Source organism: Janthinobacterium fluminis (assembly GCF_028595325.1).
Classification (GTDB): domain Bacteria; phylum Pseudomonadota; class Gammaproteobacteria; order Burkholderiales; family Burkholderiaceae_D; genus Janthinobacterium; species Janthinobacterium fluminis.
Map to the genome: position 1 here is coordinate 320297 of NZ_JAQQXR010000006.1, position 16058 is coordinate 336354.

Here is a 16058-nt window from a genome sequence, read left to right on the forward strand (position 1 = left end):
ACAATTAACGTCCGATGGCGATGATGACGTCGAACAGGGTGCCGGCGATTTGCATCACCTTGCCGTTGGCCTGGTAGGCTTGCTGGTAGCGCAACAGGTTGGCCGCCTCCTCGTCGAGGTTGACGCCGGAAATCGACTGTTGCTGCCCTTCCGTCTGCTGCAGCAGGGCCATGCTGGCCAGGCCGTTGATCTGGGTTTCCCGCGTTTTATTGCCGACGAAACTGACCGCCTCGGCGTACGCGCCCTGGTAGGTGGCCTTGCCGCCGTCCAGGATATTCTTCGTCTGCAAGCCGCCCAGCAAAGCCATATTGCGGTTGTCGCCCACGCCGCTGATGTTGGGCGCGACGCTGAACTTGTCCAGGTCGCCCGGCGTGCCGCTGATGGCCAGCGTGATGCCGCCGAAGCTGATTTCCGAGCCGCTGGTGTAGGGGATGCTGGCCGTGCCGGCCGGATAGGTCGTCGGCACGCCGGCCGTCGTCACCGTGATCGCCTGCGTCGGCGGGAAGCCCGACAGCGAGTTCGTGCCCTTGGCGTAGGTCAGCGTCACCGGCCCCGCCAGCGCGTTGCCCGGCGTCAGGTAATTCTGGTCCACGGAACCGGGGGTGATTTTGCCGTTGCCCGTGTTGCTCGTCGGCACGCTGGTGCTGATGGGCGCGGCGGCGGCGATCTTGGCGCGGTCCGTGACCAGCACATTGAAACCGAAGGCGCCGTTGACGGTCGGCTTGACGACGAAGTTGTCGCCCTCGGCGGCGGCGCCGGCCACGGAGAAGTCGACCCCGTCTATGGTCTGCGGCACCGTCTGCGGATACGGGCTGATGTCGGTCTTGACGCCGTCGGACAGGCGCGTGACGGTGAACTTGGTGCCGTCGTAGCGCACGCCGTAGTCGCTCGTCGTCAACTTGGTGGGGTCGCTGACCGTGGCCGACACGGCCGTCGTGCTGGTCGGGTTGTTGCGGTAGTCGGCCTGGATCACCGGCGGCGCGACGTTGAAGAAGTCCGTGCCCAGCGCGCCGTTCTGGTCCTGGCCCAGCTTGTGCTGGGCGTTGAAGGTGCTGGCCAGCGTCACGGCGACGCGGCCCAGCGAATTTTGCACGCGGTCCAGCGTGCCGGAGCGGAACTCCATCAAGCCGCCCAGCGAGCCGCCGCTCAAGGCGTTTTCCGGCAGCACCAAGGTGCGGGTTCCCGTCACATAGGCCACCTCGACCCTGGTGGGGTCCGTCAGCGACGCCGCCGCCACCAACTGGAAGGGCCGCACGCCGACGACCAGGGGCTGGCCGTTGCCGATCGACACAGTCAAGCTGTTGTTATCGCCCGGCATGACGGTGGCCTTGACGTACTTGTTCAATTCATTGACGAGCTGGTCGCGCTGGTCCAGCAAGTCGTTCGGCATATTGCTCTCGCCCACGGCAAGGTTGCCGATCGACTCGTTCAGCTTGGCGATCTGGCTGGCGTAGGAATTGATGACGGAAATATTCGACGTGATCTCGGAATTGACGCCGTTGCCGATTTCCGACAGGCGCGCGCTCAAACCCTGGAAGCGCGAGGCCAGCGAATCGGCCGTCGACAACAGCGCCTGGCGCGAGGCCACCGAGGCCGGATTCGCGCTGACATCCTGCACGCCCTTGAAAAAATCTTGCAGCGCCGGCGACAGGCCGGCCGTCGGGTCGGCCATCAAATTGTCGATCTGGCTGATCTGCTTATAGTAGGTGTCGAGCGAGCTGGTGCCGGCCTGGGCGGCGCGCACCTGGCCGGCGACGAAATTGTCGTAGACGCGCTTGATCTGCGACACCTCGGTGCCGGTGCCGATGAAACCGTTGCCGGCCTGGTTGGGCGTGGCGTTCTGCTGCAGCACCGTCTGGCGGCTGTAACCGGCCACGTTGGCGTTGGTAATATTGTGCCCGGTCGTCGCCAAGCCAACTTGCGCCGCAAGCAAACCGCTTTTGCCGATACTGAGAAGATTGATGGACATGGTGTACTTACTCTGAGGTGCTGTCTGTGTAATTTACGGCACAAGCGCCGAAAACTTGAAGGTCTAACCGACCAGGGAATGCTTGATGATGCGCGTCAGCTTGCTGGCGTAGTGCGGATCGGTCGCATAACCGGCCCGCTGCAAGCCGTGGGCGAAGCTGCTGGCGTCGCCGGCGCTGGCCAACACCTTCTCATAGCGCTTGTTATTAGTTAGCAACTTTGCATAATCCTTGAAGCTGTCCGCGTAGGAATCGTAGGCGCGGAATTTCTCCGTGCGGGTCTGCGGCACGCCGTTCACATACTCCGTCGTGACCGCTTCGGCAACCTTGCCCTTCCACTCGGGGCCGGCCTTGATGCCGAACAGATTGTTGCTGGCGACGCCGTCGCGGCCCTTGATCTCGCGCTTGCCCCAGCCGCTCTCCAGGGCGGCCTGGCCCAGCATGAACTTGGCCGGGATGCCGGTGGCGCGGCTGGCCTCCTCGGCGTGTCCGCCCAGCTTCTCCTGGAAGGCGCGCACATGCGGCGCCTGGCCGCCGGCGCCGGCGGCCGGCTTGACGGCCGGCGCGCCCGCGCCCTGCTGCTGGCGGAACGCTTCCAGCGCCGCCGCCATGCTGGCCGCCCGCGGCGAGGCCGCCTCGGCGTCGGCGGCCGGCGCCGCGCCCACCTGCGACAACTGGCGTATCAGCACGTCGGCCAGGCCGGTGCCGCGCTTGGCCAGGTTCTGGCTGGTCTGCTGGTCCAGCATCGAGGTGTACATCTTGCTCTGCTGGCTATCCATGATGCCGTCCTGCGGCGTCGCCTCGCGCATGCTTTTCATCATCATGTTGAGGAACAAAGCCTCGAACTGCGTCGCCGCCGTCTTCAGCGCGTCCGGCTCGTTCGCCTTGGCGGACTGGCGCAAGTCGTTCATGCCCTTGAGGTCGAAGGCGGTCTTGCTGGAGAGGTCGGTTTGGCTGATCATCGCGTGCCCTTAGATAATTTCAAGTTCGGCGCGCAGGGAACCGGCGGCCTTCATCGCTTGCAGGATGGCCAGCAAGTCTTGCGGCGAGGCGCCGATGGCGTTGAGCGCCTTGACGACCTCGGCCAGCGAGGCGCCCGCCTTGAGCAACAAGACCTTGCCGGCATCCTTCTTGATGTCGATCTGCGCGCTCTGCGTGACGACGGTCTGGCCGCCCGACAGCGGGTTCGGCTGGCTGACCTGGGAATCGACGCCGATGCTGACGGACAGGTTGCCGTGCGAAATCGCGCAACTGTCCAGCGTGACGGCCTGGTTCATCACCACCGAGCCGGTGCGGGCGTTCATGATGACCTTCGCCGCCATCTGCGCCGGACTGACGTTCAAGGCTTCCAGCGCGCCGAGGAAGGCGACGCGCTGGTCGCTGCCGCTGGGCGACTGCACGCGGATGACGCGGCCGTCCAGGGCCGCCGCCGTGCCGCTGCCGAACTGGTTGTTAATCGCCTGCACCACCCGGCTGGCCGTGGAAAAGTCCGTCGTGTTCAACTCCAGGCGTATCGTGTTGTTCTCGCCCAGCGCCGAGGCGACGGCGCGCTCGACCGTGGCGCCGCCGGAAATGCGCCCCACGCTCAAGTGGTTGATCTGCACGGAGCTGCCGGCCGCCTGGGCGCCGACGCCGCCGACGAGGATATTGCCCTGCGCCATGCCGTAAATCTGCCCGTCGGCGCCCTTCAGCGGCGTCATCAGCAAAGTGCCGCCGCGCAAGCTCTTGGCGTTGCCCATGGACGAGACTGTGACGTCGAGCAACTGGCCGGGCTGGGCGAAGGCCGGCAGCGCCGTCGTCACCATCACGGCGGCGACGTTCTTCAATTGCAGGCTGGTGCCCTGGGGCAGGTTGACACCCAGTTGCTGCAGCATCGACACCACGCTTTGCACGGTAAACGGGGTTTGCGTGGTCTGGTCGCCGCTGCCGTCGAGGCCGACGACGAGGCCGTAGCCCATCAACTGGTTTTGCCGCACGCCGGCGACGCTGGCCAGGTCTTTCAGGCGCTCGGCTTGGGCGCCGGCCGGCAGCAGCGCGGCGCCGCACAACAGCAGCGCGGACAGGGCGCGCGCCAGGGGGGAAGTCGGGGTCGCCATGATCAGAACGGCAACAGGCTGAGGAAGAAGCGCGACGCCATCGAGGCCATTTCCGCGCGGTCGACCTGGCTGTTGGTGCGGTACTCGACGCGGGCGTCGGCCACCTGGGTCGACAAGACCTGGTTGCCGGTGGCGATGGTGTCCGGGCTGACCATGCCGGAGAAGCGGATGAACTCGACGCCCTTGTTCATCGCCACCTGCTTCTCGCCGGCGACGATCAGGTTACCGTTGGGCAGCACTTCGACGACGGTCACGCCTATCGTGCCCGTGAAGGCATTGCTGGCCGACTGGTTGGCGCCGTCCGCGTACTTGGTCGCGCCCTCGGCCGTGGCGGTGGCGCCGAAACGGCTCTGCAGCGGCCCGGCCATGCCGAAATTCACGCTGCCGCTCTTGTTGCCGGAACTCGCGCCGGCCTTCACGGCATTGGTTTTTTCCGTGATCGTGATGGTGAGCATGTCGCCGACCTGGCGCGCGCGCCTGTCCTCGAAGAAGGGCCGGTAGGCGGCGCTCTGGAAGATCGCGCCGTTCGAGGCCGGCGGCAGCTCCATCGCCAGCGGGCGCGACGAGGTCGGATGCTGGACGATGGAGGTCGGCACGACGGCGCAGCCGCCCAGGGCGGCCGCCAGGATGAGTAAGGATATGCTGTGTTTCATGGAACCTCCGCTGCCGCCCGCGGACGGGGCGGCAAGCTATGTGATGGGGATTACAGCTGGCTGAGCTTCTGCAGCATCTGGTCGGACGTCGAGATGGCCTTGCTGTTGATCTCGTAGGCGCGCTGGGTCTGTATCATATTCACCATTTCCTCGGCCACGTTGACGTTCGACGCCTCGATATAACCCTGCATCAGCACCCCGGTGCCATTGGTGCCGGGCGTGTTGGTCTGGGCCGCGCCGGACGCGCCCGTTTCCACGTACAGGTTCTCGCCCTTCGATTCCAGGCCGGCCGGATTGACGAAGGTGGTCAGTTGCAGCGAGCCGATCTGCGACGGCGCCACCGTGTCCGGCAGCTTCACGGAGACGGTGCCGTCGCGCGCCACGGTCAGCGTCAGCGCGTTGCTGGGCACGGTGATGGCGGGCTGGATGACGAAGCCCTCGGAAGTCACCAACTGGCCGTTGGCGTCCGTCTGGAAGGAGCCGTCGCGGGTGTAGGCCGTGGTGCCGTCGGGCAGCAAGACCTGGAAGAAGCCGGCGCCGTTGACCATCACGTCCTTCGAGTTGCCGGTCGACTGGGGATTGCCCTGGGTGTGGATGCGCTCGGTGGCGACGGTGCGCACGCCGGTGCCGATCTGCAAGCCGGACGGCAACTGGGTCTGCTGCGACGACTGCGCGCCGGGCTGGCGCACGTTCTGGTACAACAAATCCTCGAACACGGCGCGCGACTTCTTGAAGCCGCCCGTGCTGACGTTGGCCAGATTGTTCGCGATGACGTCCATCTGCGTCTGCTGCGCCTCCAGACCGGTCTTGGCAATCCATAAGGAACGTATCATTTTCTTCTCCGATAACAGCGGCGCACGGCCCGCGACAAATTCTATATGGCCATTATGCGCGCCCCGTCATCAATTCAAAGCGAGGATCTGGGTCGCTTTCGCCGCGTTATTCTCGGCATTCTTCATCAAACTCATCTGCGTTTCGAAGGCCCGCGCCAGGCTGATCATGCTGACCATCGAATCGACCGGGCTGACATTGCTGCCCTCCAGGGCGCCGGAACTGAGCTTGACGAAGGGGTCGGCGTCGGCCGTGCTGCCATCCTTCAACCGGAACAGGCCGTCGGCGCCGCGCACCAGCGCCTGCTCGGGCGGGTTGACCAGCTTGATGCGCCCCAAGATCGTCGCCGGCCCCGGCTTGGTATCCGTCGAAATCGTCCCGACGGTGCCGTCGCTGGCGACCGACACCTTGACCTCGGGCGGCACGGCCAGCGGCCCCGTCTCGCCCTCCACCATCAAGCCGCCCTGGGTTTGCAGCATGCCGTTCTCGTTGATCTTCAGGCTGCCGTTGCGCGTATAGGCTTCCGAGCCGTCGGCCGAGCGCACCACGATCCAGCCCTTGTTCTGCACGGCCACGTCGAGGTCGCGCCCCGTGTGCAGCATCGGCCCCTGGGCGAAATCGGCGCCCACCGTCGAATCGACGACGAAGCTGCGCGTGGCCAGCGGCAAATTCTCGGCCACGATGGGCACGGCGCGGAAGGTATTCAACTGGGCGCGGAAACCCGTGCTCGTCGCATTGGCCAGATTGTTCGCCGTCGTCGCCTGCTGGTCGAGGATATGGCGGGCGCCGGTCATGGCGGTATACACTAAACGGTCCATCTCTACTCTCCTCCACAGCCGGGGACAGACCACCATTTCCGGGAAATCTTTCCCGGAAATGGTGGTCTGTCCCCGGCTTTTTTTTAACGCAGGTTGACCAGGGTTTGCATCACCGAGTCCTGGGTCTTGATCGTCTGCGCGTTGGCCTGGTAGGCGCGCTGCGCGGTGATCATGTTGACCAGCTCGGCCGTCAGGTCGACGTTCGACACTTCCACCGAGCCGGAGCGCAGGTAGCCGTTGCCGCCCGTGTTGGGCTCGCCGACCATCGGGCCGCCGGACGCGTAGGTTTCCGTCCAGGCGTTATTGCCCAGCGGCTCCAGGCCGTTCGGGTTGGCGAAGTCGGCCAGCACGATTTGCGCCAGCGTCGCCGTGCGGCCGTTGCTGTACTTGCCGATGATGAAGCCGTTGGCGTCCGCCTCGAAGGTGTTCAGGGCGCCGCCGGGGAAGCCGTCCTGGGTGGTGTGCTTTTCGCTGGTGGCCTCGCCGATCTGCGTCGAATTGGTGAAGTCGACCTTCACCGACAGCACCGGGTTGGCGCCCGTGCCGGGGAAGATCGGCAGGTTGACCGTGATCGGCAGCGTCTGCGGCGTCGGCAGCGCCAGCATGGCCGCCTTGTCCAGGCTGCCGACCGTGTTGAAGATCAACTGGCCGGAGCGCTTCGCCGGCACGTTGACGGTGGCCGTGATGGCCGCGTCGATCTGGTCCGGCGTGCGCCCGCCGTTCTGGCCGACGGCGACGGGGCCGACGTAGCTGGCGGCGATGGCGGCCAGCTGGGCCGGGCTGGCGCCGGCCGCCGTCGCCGCCGCCGTCACGGCCGTGCCCGCCGCCGTGGCATAGGCCAGCGCCGCCGCCGTCACATTGGCCGGCACCAGCGGCACGGCCGTCACGGCCGTCTGGTAGGCGGCCCGCGCGGCGATCGAGGCCGGGTCCGTCTGCACCGAGGCCGCCACCTTCAGGCTGGTGACTTCCATGCCGTCGTTGGCCGTGTAGACGTCCCAGGCGTTGACGCCGGTCTTGACATAGAAGGTCGACATGACGTGGGCATTGCCCAGCGTATCGTAGGTGGTGACCGAGGTTTGCTTGTTCCACGAGGTGCCGTCGGTGGCGCTGAACGGCACCGTCTTCGGCATCTGCGTGTTCGAATTCAGGTTGATCTGGGTGTCGACGGCCGTCGTCGCCTGCGGCTTCATGTCGGCCTTGTTGATCTGGATGGGCACGGCCGCGCCGGCCAGGATCTTGCCGGTGGCGTCGGGCATGTAGCCGGTCAGTTGCGCCAGTTGGGCGTTGACGACGAAGCCCGATTTGTCGAGCTGGAACTGGCCGTTGCGCGAGTACTGGATGGCGCCGTTGACGGAGGTGCGGAAGAAGCCGGGGCCGGTGATCGAGATGTCGAGCGGGTTGGCCGAGGTTTCCAGATTGCCCTGGGTGAACTGCTGGGCGATCTGCGACACGGACACGCCGATGCCGGCCGTGTTGCCGCCTATGCCGTTCAGCGAGGTCGCGTAGATGTCGGCGAACTGGGCCTGCGACTGCTTGAAGCCGACGGTGCTGGAGTTGGCGATGTTGTTGCCGATGACGTCGAGGGATTTGGCTGCGCCGTTCAAGCCGCTGAGACCTTGTTGGAAAGACATGTGATTCTCCTGGTAATGGATGGATACGGCGCTTACAGAATTTGTTTGACGTCGCCGAGCTTGATGCTGCCGACGGCCGGCACGTTCAGCGTGACGCCCTGGGCGTTCGTCGACACGCTGACGACGGAGCCGAACATCAGCGGCTTGGCGTCGCGCAGCTCGGTGCCGCCGCGCCGGGCGACGACCTCGAAGGTGTATTGGCCGTCGGCGACGACGACGGGCTTGCCGGCCGCGTCGAGCTCCTCGGTCTTGCCGTCCCAGGCCAGCGGCAGCGTGCCGGCGTTCTGCGGCCCCAGGTCGATCGCATGGATTTCCTTGCCGGCGGCATTGCGTATCACCACCTTGACGCTGTCGGCCGGCGTGGCCAGGTCGACGCCGAGGATGGCGGCGCTCTTGGCCAGCGTGATGTTCTTGCCGGCCGTGAGCACGCCGTGGCCGATCAGGTTCGCCGCCTGCAGGGCTTCGGACGACTGGTAGCTGCTCTTCAAGGCTTCCAGCGTCGTGTTCAGCTTGTTGACGCCGGTGACGGTCGACAACTGCGCCAACTGGCTGGTCAGCTGGGCGTTGTCGAGCGGGTTCATCGGGTCCTGGTTGCGCAACTGGGTCACCAGCAGCGTCAGGAATTTATTCGTTTCCCCCTCGACGCTGCCCGCCTCGGCCTTCTTGGCCGTCTTCGGATTCACGGCGGCCATCAAGTCCGTGTAATTGTTTGTGTCAATCGTAGTCATGCTTGCTCTCCGGGCTTATTGGCCGAGTGTCAGGGTTTTCAACAGCAGCGTCTTGGCCGCGTTCATGGTTTCGACATTGGTCTGGTAGGAGCGCGACGCCGACAGCATATTCACCATCTCGTCGACGGCGTTAACGTTCGGCATCGCCACATAGCCCTTGTCGTCGGCCATCGGGTGCTTCGGGTCGTACATCATTTTCAGCGGCGACGGGTCTTCGATGACGCGCTGCACCTTGACGGCCGTGGCGCCGGCGGCCAGCGGCACGGCTTCGAAGATCACCTGCTTGGCGCGGTAAGCCTCGCCGCTGGCGCTGGTGGCGCTGTCGGCGTTGGCCAGGTTGCTGGCGACGGCGTTGAGGCGCTGCGACTGGGCGCTCATGGCCGAACCGGAAACGTTGAAGATATTAAACAGGGACATGATTATTGCGCTCCTTGTATCGCCGCCATCATTTCCTTGATCTGGGCGTTGATTAATGTGATGCCCGCTTCATAGCGTATGCCGTTGTCGGCGAACTGGTTGCGCTCGACGTCCATGTCGACGGTGTTGCCGTCGACGGCGCCCTGGGCCGGCGTGCGGTACAGCAGCGCGCTGCCGTCGGGCAGCACATCCGCCCCCTGCGCCGGGTTCGGAAAGTGGCGTGGCGCCGTCGCGTTCAGCGGCGCCGGCGCCGGCGGCGGGCCGGCCCGCTTCAGCGCGCCCTGCAGCGCGCTGGCGAAATCGATGTCCCGCGCCTTGAAGTTCGGCGTGTCGGCGTTGGCGATGTTCGAGGCCAGCACCTGCTGGCGCGTCGAGCGCAGGCTCAGCGCCGTCTCGTGAAAGCGCAGGTAATCGTCGAGTTTGCCTATCATGTCAGCTCCGGAAGAGATCGGCCACATCCGGGTCGGGGTGGGCGAAATGGTGGTCACGGCGTCCATCATAGGGCCGCCGCGGCGCCCTTGATGCGCCGAGCAGAGCGCGCTTCACCCCGCTTATCCGCGCTTCGGGCAGGGCCGGCCGGGCTATCATGGCACTATTCCAGGGGTCCACCACCATGCCACACACATCCAAGCTATTCCTTATATTGCTGTGCTGCGCGGCCAACGCCGCGGCCCAGTCCGAGACGCGCCAGCAGCCGGAGGCGCTGCGCGCCAGCGTCGCCGACTTCCTCGCGCTGCAAACGGCCGGCCTGCCCGGCAAGGTCAGCGTCACGGTCGGCGCCGTCGACCCGCGCCTGAACCTGCCCGCCTGCCCGGCGCCGCAGGCCTTCCTGGCGCCGGGCAGCCGGGCCTGGGGCAAGACCACGGTGGGCGTGCGCTGCACGGCCCCTTCGCCGTGGACCATGTATATCCAGGCCAGCGTCGCCGTGCAGGCCGACTACATCGCCAGCGCCGTGCCGCTGGCCCAGGGCCAGGCGATCGAGGCGGGCCAGCTGGTGAGCCTGCGCGGCGACCTCGCCGCACTGCCGGCCGGCATCGCCACGGATATCGGCCAGGTGCTCGGACGCAGCGCCAATGTGTCGCTGCCGGCCGGCACGCCGCTGCGCCTGGACACGCTGCGCAGCAAAGCCGTGGTGCAACAGGGGCAACTGGTGCGGATGGTGTCGAGCGGCGCCGGCTTCCGCGTCTCGGCCGAGGCCAGGGCCATCGGCAACGCCAGCGAAGGCCAGGTGGTGCAGGTGCGCACCCCGGCCGGCCAGCAAATCAGCGGCGTGGCCAGGGCCGGCGGCCTGGTCGAAGTGGCGTTTTAGGCAGCATTGTGGCAGTCTTGGTAAAAAGATATCGCTGTCAACAGCGGCGGACGCTAAAGTTTACGGCCTGGCGTCCGATAAAGACACATATCCCGGAGTTTCGTGCTCCGACCAGACGAGGATGACGCTGTGAAAATTACCGATACCACCATTAAGAGCAACCCCGGCCTGCCGGCCACACCGACGTCCACGTCGACGGCCGGCGCGCGCGGCGCCGAAAAAGCCACCGTCAACCCCAGCGTGTCCGACAACGTGCGCCTGTCGCCGCAGGGCCAGGCGCTGGCCGCCAGCGCCGCCAGCGGCAGCGGCGCCGTGTTCGACACGAAAAAAGTAGAACGCATCAAGCTGGCCATCGCCGATGGCCAGTTCCAGGTCAATTCCGAAAAAGTCGCAGACGGTCTGCTGGAAACAGTCAGGGACTTGCTGCATTCACGTAAAAGATAGGTTAAGCCGCCATGTCCTCCGCCACCCCATTGAACAGCCTGCGCGACGAGCGCGCACTGATGAACTCCCTGCTGGAATTGATGCAGCAGGAACAGCGCAGCCTGGTGGCGGCCGACATCGACATGCTGACCCAGCTGACCGAACGCAAGACGGCGCTGGTGGCGCAACTGTCCGCCGGCGCGGCGCGGCGCCACGCGGCGCTGGCGGCGGCCGGCTTCGCGGCCGGCGAAGAAGGCATGGACGCGTGGCTGGCCTCGGCCGGCGACGCCGACGCGGCGGCACTGTGGCGCGGACTGCTCGACGACACACGGGCGGCGAAAGAATTGAACCGCCTCAACGGCATGCTGGTCAACAAACAACTGGCCCACACCCAGGGCGCGCTGAACACGCTGCGCCCGGCCGCGCAGAGCGGCAACTTCTACGGCCCCAGCGGCCAGACCACGACCAGCACACCGAGCCGTCGCCTCGTCGTCGGCTAAACAGCCGGGGACAGACCACGATTTCCGGGAAATGTTTCCCGGAAATCGTGGTCTGTCCCCGGCTTTTTCTTGCGCGCGCTAAGGCTTGGGCGGCGTCGTCGGCAGTTCGGTGACGGTGTCGGGCAGCGCCGACAGGATGGTGACGGCGACGCGGCGGTTGCGCGCCCGCCCCTCCGCCGTGGCGTTCGGCGCCACCGGCACGTTGGCGCCGTGGCCCACCACCGTCAGGCGCCCGGCCGCCACGCCGCTGTCGATGAACAGGCGCACGACGGCGCTGGCGCGCACGGCCGACAATTCCCAATTCGACGGGAAGGTCGGGTTGCGGATCGGCTGGTTGTCGGTGTGGCCCTCGACCTGCACGGCGTGCGGGTCGTCCTTGAGCAGTACGGCGACGGCGCGCAGCGCCTGGTCCGACTCGGCCGTCAGCTTGGCGTCGCCCGGATCGAACAGCACGCTGGCGTTGATCTCGACGCTGACGCCGCGGCTGTTCTGCGTCACCCTCACCTTGCCCTCCTTGACCAGCGGCGCCAGGGTCGACAGCAGGTCGTTGGCCAGCCGCGTCATGTGCTCGCGCTCGCGGTGCAGCGCCTCGGCGCGCTTCTTGACCAGGGGGTTCGGCAGCGGGATCGCCTGCGGCGCCTCGAGCACGATGGGGGCGGCGCCGCGGCGCAGGCCGAAAGCCTCGCCGATGGCGTCGGAAAAGACCCGGTAGCGCCCCTCGTTGACCAGGGACAGCGCGTACATGACGACGAAAAAGGCGAACAGCAGGGTGATGAAGTCAGCGTACGAGATCAGCCAGCGCTCGTGGTTTTCCGGCTCGTCGTCGAACTTCCGGCGGGCGCGCCGCATCTGCATGTTCAGTACTCCCGCAACAGGCTGGCGATGCGCTCGTCGACGATGCGCGTGTGGTCTCCGCTGGCGATGTCGTAGAACGCGGCGGCGGCGATTTCATACTGCACCACGCGCAGCGACACGATGGCCTTGAGCTTGTTGGCGATCGGGTAGAAGAACAGATTGGCCAGGCCGACGCCGTAGATCGTCGAGACGAAGGCGACGGCGATGCCGCCGCCCAGCTTGGCCGGCTCGGTCAGGTTCTCCATCACGTGGATCAGGCCCAGCACGGCGCCGAGGATGCCGATCGTCGGCGAGTAGCCGGCGGCCGACTCCCAGATGCGCACGGCCTGGCGCTCGGCCACCTCGTAGGCGCTGATTTCGATGTCGAGCATCTGCCGCAGCTTGTCCGGGGCGATGCCGTCGATGATCATGCGCAGGCCCTTGGCGACGAGCTTGTCGTCGCTGGCCTGCAGGTAGCGCTCCAGCGACAGCGGGCCGTCGCGCTTGGCCGCCTGGTTCCACTGGCCGATTTCGCGCGCCAGCGTGGCGCGCCGGTCGCTCGGCGGCAGGAACACCCAGCGCAGCATCTCGATGCCGCGCACGAAGGTGCGCAGGCGCGTTTGCAGCAGCACCGCGCCCAGCGTGCCGACGACGACGATGGCGAAGGCGGCCGGCTGCAGCAGCGAGGCCAGCTTGCCGCCCTCGATCGACTGGCCGGCCAGCACGCCGGCCAGCGCCAGCACCACCCCCGCTACGCTGGCCCAGTCCATGCCTGCTCCCTCAAGGTTGCGCGCAGGCGTGCCACGGCCTGGGTGTGGAGTTGCGAGACGCGCGATTCGGACACGCCCATCACCGCGCCTATCTCCTTCAGATTCAGTTCTTCTTCGTAGTACAAGCCCATCAGGATCTTTTCTCGTGGCGGCAGCGCGTCGATCGCGTCGATGACGCACTGGCGGAAATCGGTGTCGAGCAGCGAGCGCAGCGGATCGCTGTCCTCGTCGACGTAATGACGGTCGAGGAAGCTGTCGCTGTCGCCGTCGGCGTCGTGGAAATCTTCGTAATACAGCAACTGGTGGCCGCCGCCGTCGCCCAGCATCTCCTGGTAGTCGGCCAGCGACATCTTCAGCAGCTTGGCGACCTCGGACTCGCTGGGCGGATGGCCGAGGCGCTGCTGCAGCGTGCTCATCGCCACCTCGATCTTGCGCATGTTCTGGCGCATGCTGCGCGGCAGCCAGTCGCTGGTGCGCAGTTCGTCGAGCATGGCGCCGCGGATGCGCAGCACGGCGTAGGTTTCGAACTGGGCGCCGTGGGTTTCCTCGTAGCGGTTGATGGCGTCGAGCAGGCCGATCATGCCGGCCTGGACCAGGTCGTCCACCTCCACCGAGGGCGGCAATTTGGCCTTCATGTGGTGAGCCAGACGTTTCACCAGCGGGATGTGCTCCGTCAGCAAATGATCCTTGTCCGCTTTCCCTTTAACCGTATACATCATAGGCTGCTTATTATTTGTTAGGCGCTAAAATGGTTGCTTCTCCCCGTGCTGTGCAAGGCCGGCCCGGCCGAGCGGGCGAAACGCCCGGCCAGTTCGCGGAACGCCACCGAGGCGCCGGCCAGCGGGAAGGCGTCGACGACGGCCCGTCCCAGCCGGGCGGCGCGGTGCAGGTATTCATCGGCCGGCACCGAGCCCATCGAGGTCAGGTTCAGCGCCAGATAGCGACTGGCCGCCTGAGCCATATTATCGTATACCACCTTTGCCTCCGTTTCGGAAGCCCCGGTGACAAGAATTCCAAACGGACGCCGGCCGAACTCGTGGTTCAAGCGCTTGATCAGGCAGTAGGCGGCCTTGATCGAGGTGGCGCTGTTCGACACCTGCACGACGATTTCCGCGCTGCCCATCGCCGGCAGCGGCAAGCCGCCGTCGTCGTCGACGTCGGCGTCGACGATGACGATGCCGCTCTGCTTGACCAGCACGTCGAAGGTCTTGGCCAGGCGGCGCGCCTCGTCCGCCTGCGGCGCGGCGGCGCCGCGCGGCGCCATAGTCGCCACGCCGAAGCCCTGCGGCACCTGGTGGACCACCTCGTTCAGCGCGCAGCGCTGGCGCGCCACGTCGAGCAGGCTGGCGCCGCCGGCCACGCCGAGGCGCGCGGCGACGCCATTGGCGCCGGCGCCGGCGTCGAGCAGCAGCACGTCGTTGCCGGCCCGGGCCAGCGAGGCGCCCAGGTTGACCAGCATGGCGCCCTTGTCATCCTGCGGCGTGGCCGAGAGGAAGGTGACGATGCGCGGCCGCGGCCCGGCCAGCATGCGCCGCAGGCCCTCGGCCTGGTCGAAGTCGAAATTAGCCAAGGTGCACCTCGCGCAGCGGGCGGTCGTGGCGGGCGCCGCCGGCCTGGGCCATCAACAGCGGCAGCTCGGCGTCGGCGTAATCGGCGCCGGCATGGCGTTTGAGCTTGAAGGCGCGGTCGATCAGGTAGCCGCGGTCGGCCAGGTGCAGGTCTTCCGGCACGCGCTGGCCGTTCGACACGTAGAACAGCTTGAGCTTCTGGCGGATCACGACGTCGAGCACGTTGCCGATCGAGGCCGCCTCGTCCAGCTTGGTCATGATGCAGCCGGCCAGGCCGCTGCCCTGGTAGGCGTGCACGACCTCGCTGAGCGTCTCGCCGGTGGCCGTCGCGTTCAGGCACAGCAGGCGCTTGACGTCGGCGCCGGCGCCCTGCAGCATGGCCACCTGCTCCGTCACCATCCGGTCGCGCTGGCTGACGCCGACCGTGTCGATCAGCACCGTGTGCTTGCTCTTCAATTCCTTGAGGGCGATGCGCAGGTCGGCCTCGTCCTTGACGGAGTGCACCATGACGCCGAGGATCTTGCCGTAGATGCGCAACTGCTCGTGGGCGCCGATACGGTAGGCGTCGGTGGTGATCAGGGCCAGTTTCTCGGGGCCGTGGCGCATCACGCAGCGCGCCGCCAGCTTGGCCGTGCTGGTGGTCTTGCCGACGCCGGTGGGGCCGACCAGGGCGAACACGCCGCCCTGCTCCAGCATCGCATCCTCGTTGGCCATGGTGTTCAGGTTCTTGCCCAACACCGTCTTGATCCAGCGCAGGCTGTCGGCGGCGCTGCGGCCGGCCGGCAGTTTCTCGATCAGGTAGCGCGCCAGGCTGGCGGAAAAACCGGCCGCCAGCAGGGTGCGCAGCACCTCGGCCTTGTGCGGTTCGCGCTGCTGGGTCGAGCTCCAGGAAATTTCGCTGAGCTGGCTCTCAAGCATGCCGCGCATCGCGCGGATCTCGTCCATCATGCCGCTCATCTCGGCGGCCGCGCTTTCCTTGGCGTGGGCGATGGCCGAGGCCATCAGCTGCGACATGCGCGCCATGTCGGCGCCGTCGCCGGCCGGCTGGGCCTGACGCGGCGCGGCTTGGCGCGGCGCGGCCTGGCGCGGCGCCGCGTGGACCGGGGCCGGCGCGCGCGGCGCCGCCATCTCGTTGCTGGGCGCCGCCAGCGAGGCGGCGTCGTCGCTGGCCAGCGCCAGGATCTCGACCTCGCCGTCGACCGGACGGTTCGACAGAATCACGGCATCGGGGCCGAGCGCCTCACGCACCTTGCGCAACGCATCGCGCGACGTCGGCGCGGTGAATTTTTTGACGTTCATGGCCGGCCTCCCCAAGGCTGGCTTGCGCGCGTTTGCCGGCTTGCGGCGTGGTTCTGTGTGGCCATCATCGACTCCCTGTTACACGAGCATCGCGTCTTCCACATGAGACGCAGATTACTCAGACATGAACATTATTGACGATGCACACAGGAAATGATCGAAGGAACAGGCCGGGAAATCGCCCGCATTTCCCTTTTGCCGGCGCGGGGCGCAC

Annotated in this window: 18 protein-coding genes; 3 read left to right on the top strand and 15 right to left on the bottom strand. The window is 66.6% G+C overall.

What is annotated here, in order from left to right:
• Positions 1-4 precede the first annotated feature (4 nt).
• The 10 genes from flgK to flgB form a co-directional block, all read right to left on the bottom strand.
• Positions 5-1969, bottom strand: a complete 1965-nt coding sequence (gene flgK, locus OIK44_RS17190) for a flagellar hook-associated protein FlgK (protein WP_273672413.1) — start codon at positions 1967-1969, stop codon at positions 5-7.
• A gap of 63 nt (positions 1970-2032) precedes the next feature.
• A complete protein-coding gene (gene flgJ, locus OIK44_RS17195) occupies positions 2033-2929 on the bottom strand; it encodes a flagellar assembly peptidoglycan hydrolase FlgJ (protein WP_273672414.1) in 897 nt (298 codons plus the stop codon).
• Between the two features lie 9 nt (positions 2930-2938).
• Positions 2939-4063 carry a flagellar basal body P-ring protein FlgI gene (locus OIK44_RS17200; RefSeq protein WP_273672415.1) on the bottom strand — a complete coding sequence of 375 codons (1125 nt, stop codon included), beginning with the start codon at positions 4061-4063 and terminating at the stop codon, positions 2939-2941.
• Between the two features lie 2 nt (positions 4064-4065).
• On the bottom strand, positions 4066-4716 hold the full coding sequence (locus OIK44_RS17205) for a flagellar basal body L-ring protein FlgH (RefSeq protein ID WP_273672416.1): 651 nt from the start codon (positions 4714-4716) through the stop codon (positions 4066-4068).
• A 50-nt stretch (positions 4717-4766) separates the two neighbouring features.
• The gene (flgG, locus tag OIK44_RS17210) at positions 4767-5549 is read right to left on the bottom strand and encodes a flagellar basal-body rod protein FlgG (RefSeq protein ID WP_273672417.1); all 783 of its coding nucleotides are present in this window, start codon (positions 5547-5549) and stop codon (positions 4767-4769) included.
• 69 nt (positions 5550-5618) lie between these two features.
• Positions 5619-6365 (bottom strand): flagellar basal body rod protein FlgF, encoded by a 747-nt coding sequence (locus tag OIK44_RS17215; RefSeq protein WP_273672418.1) that lies wholly within the window; start codon positions 6363-6365, stop codon positions 5619-5621.
• 83 nt (positions 6366-6448) lie between these two features.
• Positions 6449-7996, bottom strand: coding sequence for a flagellar hook protein FlgE (locus OIK44_RS17220; protein WP_273672420.1), 1548 nt, complete (start codon positions 7994-7996; stop codon positions 6449-6451).
• Between the two features lie 32 nt (positions 7997-8028).
• A complete protein-coding gene (locus tag OIK44_RS17225; protein ID WP_273672422.1) occupies positions 8029-8724 on the bottom strand; it encodes a flagellar hook assembly protein FlgD in 696 nt (231 codons plus the stop codon).
• Positions 8725-8739: 15 nt separating this feature from the next.
• Complete coding sequence (flgC, locus tag OIK44_RS17230) at positions 8740-9141, bottom strand: flagellar basal body rod protein FlgC (RefSeq protein ID WP_273672423.1); 402 nt, start codon at positions 9139-9141, stop codon at positions 8740-8742.
• 2 nt (positions 9142-9143) lie between these two features.
• Positions 9144-9572 (bottom strand): flagellar basal body rod protein FlgB, encoded by a 429-nt coding sequence (flgB, locus tag OIK44_RS17235; protein ID WP_273672424.1) that lies wholly within the window; start codon positions 9570-9572, stop codon positions 9144-9146.
• Positions 9573-9754: 182 nt separating this feature from the next.
• On the opposite strand from flgB, the gene flgA reads away from it, so the two are divergent.
• The 3 genes from flgA to OIK44_RS17250 all read left to right on the top strand — a co-directional run bounded on the left by flgA (position 9755) and on the right by OIK44_RS17250 (position 11373).
• A complete protein-coding gene (flgA, locus tag OIK44_RS17240; protein WP_273672426.1) occupies positions 9755-10450 on the top strand; it encodes a flagellar basal body P-ring formation chaperone FlgA in 696 nt (231 codons plus the stop codon).
• Between the two features lie 129 nt (positions 10451-10579).
• A complete protein-coding gene (gene flgM, locus OIK44_RS17245; protein WP_273672428.1) occupies positions 10580-10894 on the top strand; it encodes a flagellar biosynthesis anti-sigma factor FlgM in 315 nt (104 codons plus the stop codon).
• Positions 10895-10905: 11 nt separating this feature from the next.
• Positions 10906-11373 (top strand): flagella synthesis protein FlgN, encoded by a 468-nt coding sequence (locus tag OIK44_RS17250; protein WP_273672430.1) that lies wholly within the window; start codon positions 10906-10908, stop codon positions 11371-11373.
• 78 nt (positions 11374-11451) lie between these two features.
• On the opposite strand, the gene motD is transcribed toward OIK44_RS17250, so the two are convergent.
• The 5 genes from motD to flhF are packed head-to-tail and all read right to left on the bottom strand — an operon-like array spanning position 11452 to position 15844.
• Positions 11452-12228, bottom strand: coding sequence for a flagellar motor protein MotD (gene motD, locus OIK44_RS17255; RefSeq protein ID WP_273672431.1), 777 nt, complete (start codon positions 12226-12228; stop codon positions 11452-11454).
• Positions 12229-12230: 2 nt separating this feature from the next.
• Positions 12231-12977, bottom strand: coding sequence for a flagellar motor protein (locus OIK44_RS17260; protein WP_273672432.1), 747 nt, complete (start codon positions 12975-12977; stop codon positions 12231-12233).
• Positions 12959-13693, bottom strand: a complete 735-nt coding sequence (locus OIK44_RS17265) for an RNA polymerase sigma factor FliA (RefSeq protein ID WP_273672547.1) — start codon at positions 13691-13693, stop codon at positions 12959-12961. The genes OIK44_RS17260 and OIK44_RS17265 overlap by 19 nt, the downstream gene beginning before the upstream one ends.
• A 20-nt stretch (positions 13694-13713) precedes the next feature.
• Positions 13714-14547 carry a MinD/ParA family ATP-binding protein gene (locus OIK44_RS17270; protein ID WP_273672434.1) on the bottom strand — a complete coding sequence of 278 codons (834 nt, stop codon included), beginning with the start codon at positions 14545-14547 and terminating at the stop codon, positions 13714-13716.
• On the bottom strand, positions 14540-15844 hold the full coding sequence (flhF, locus tag OIK44_RS17275; protein ID WP_273672436.1) for a flagellar biosynthesis GTPase FlhF: 1305 nt from the start codon (positions 15842-15844) through the stop codon (positions 14540-14542). Before flhF ends, OIK44_RS17270 begins: the two co-directional genes overlap by 8 nt.
• Between the last annotated feature and the right edge of the window lie 214 nt (positions 15845-16058).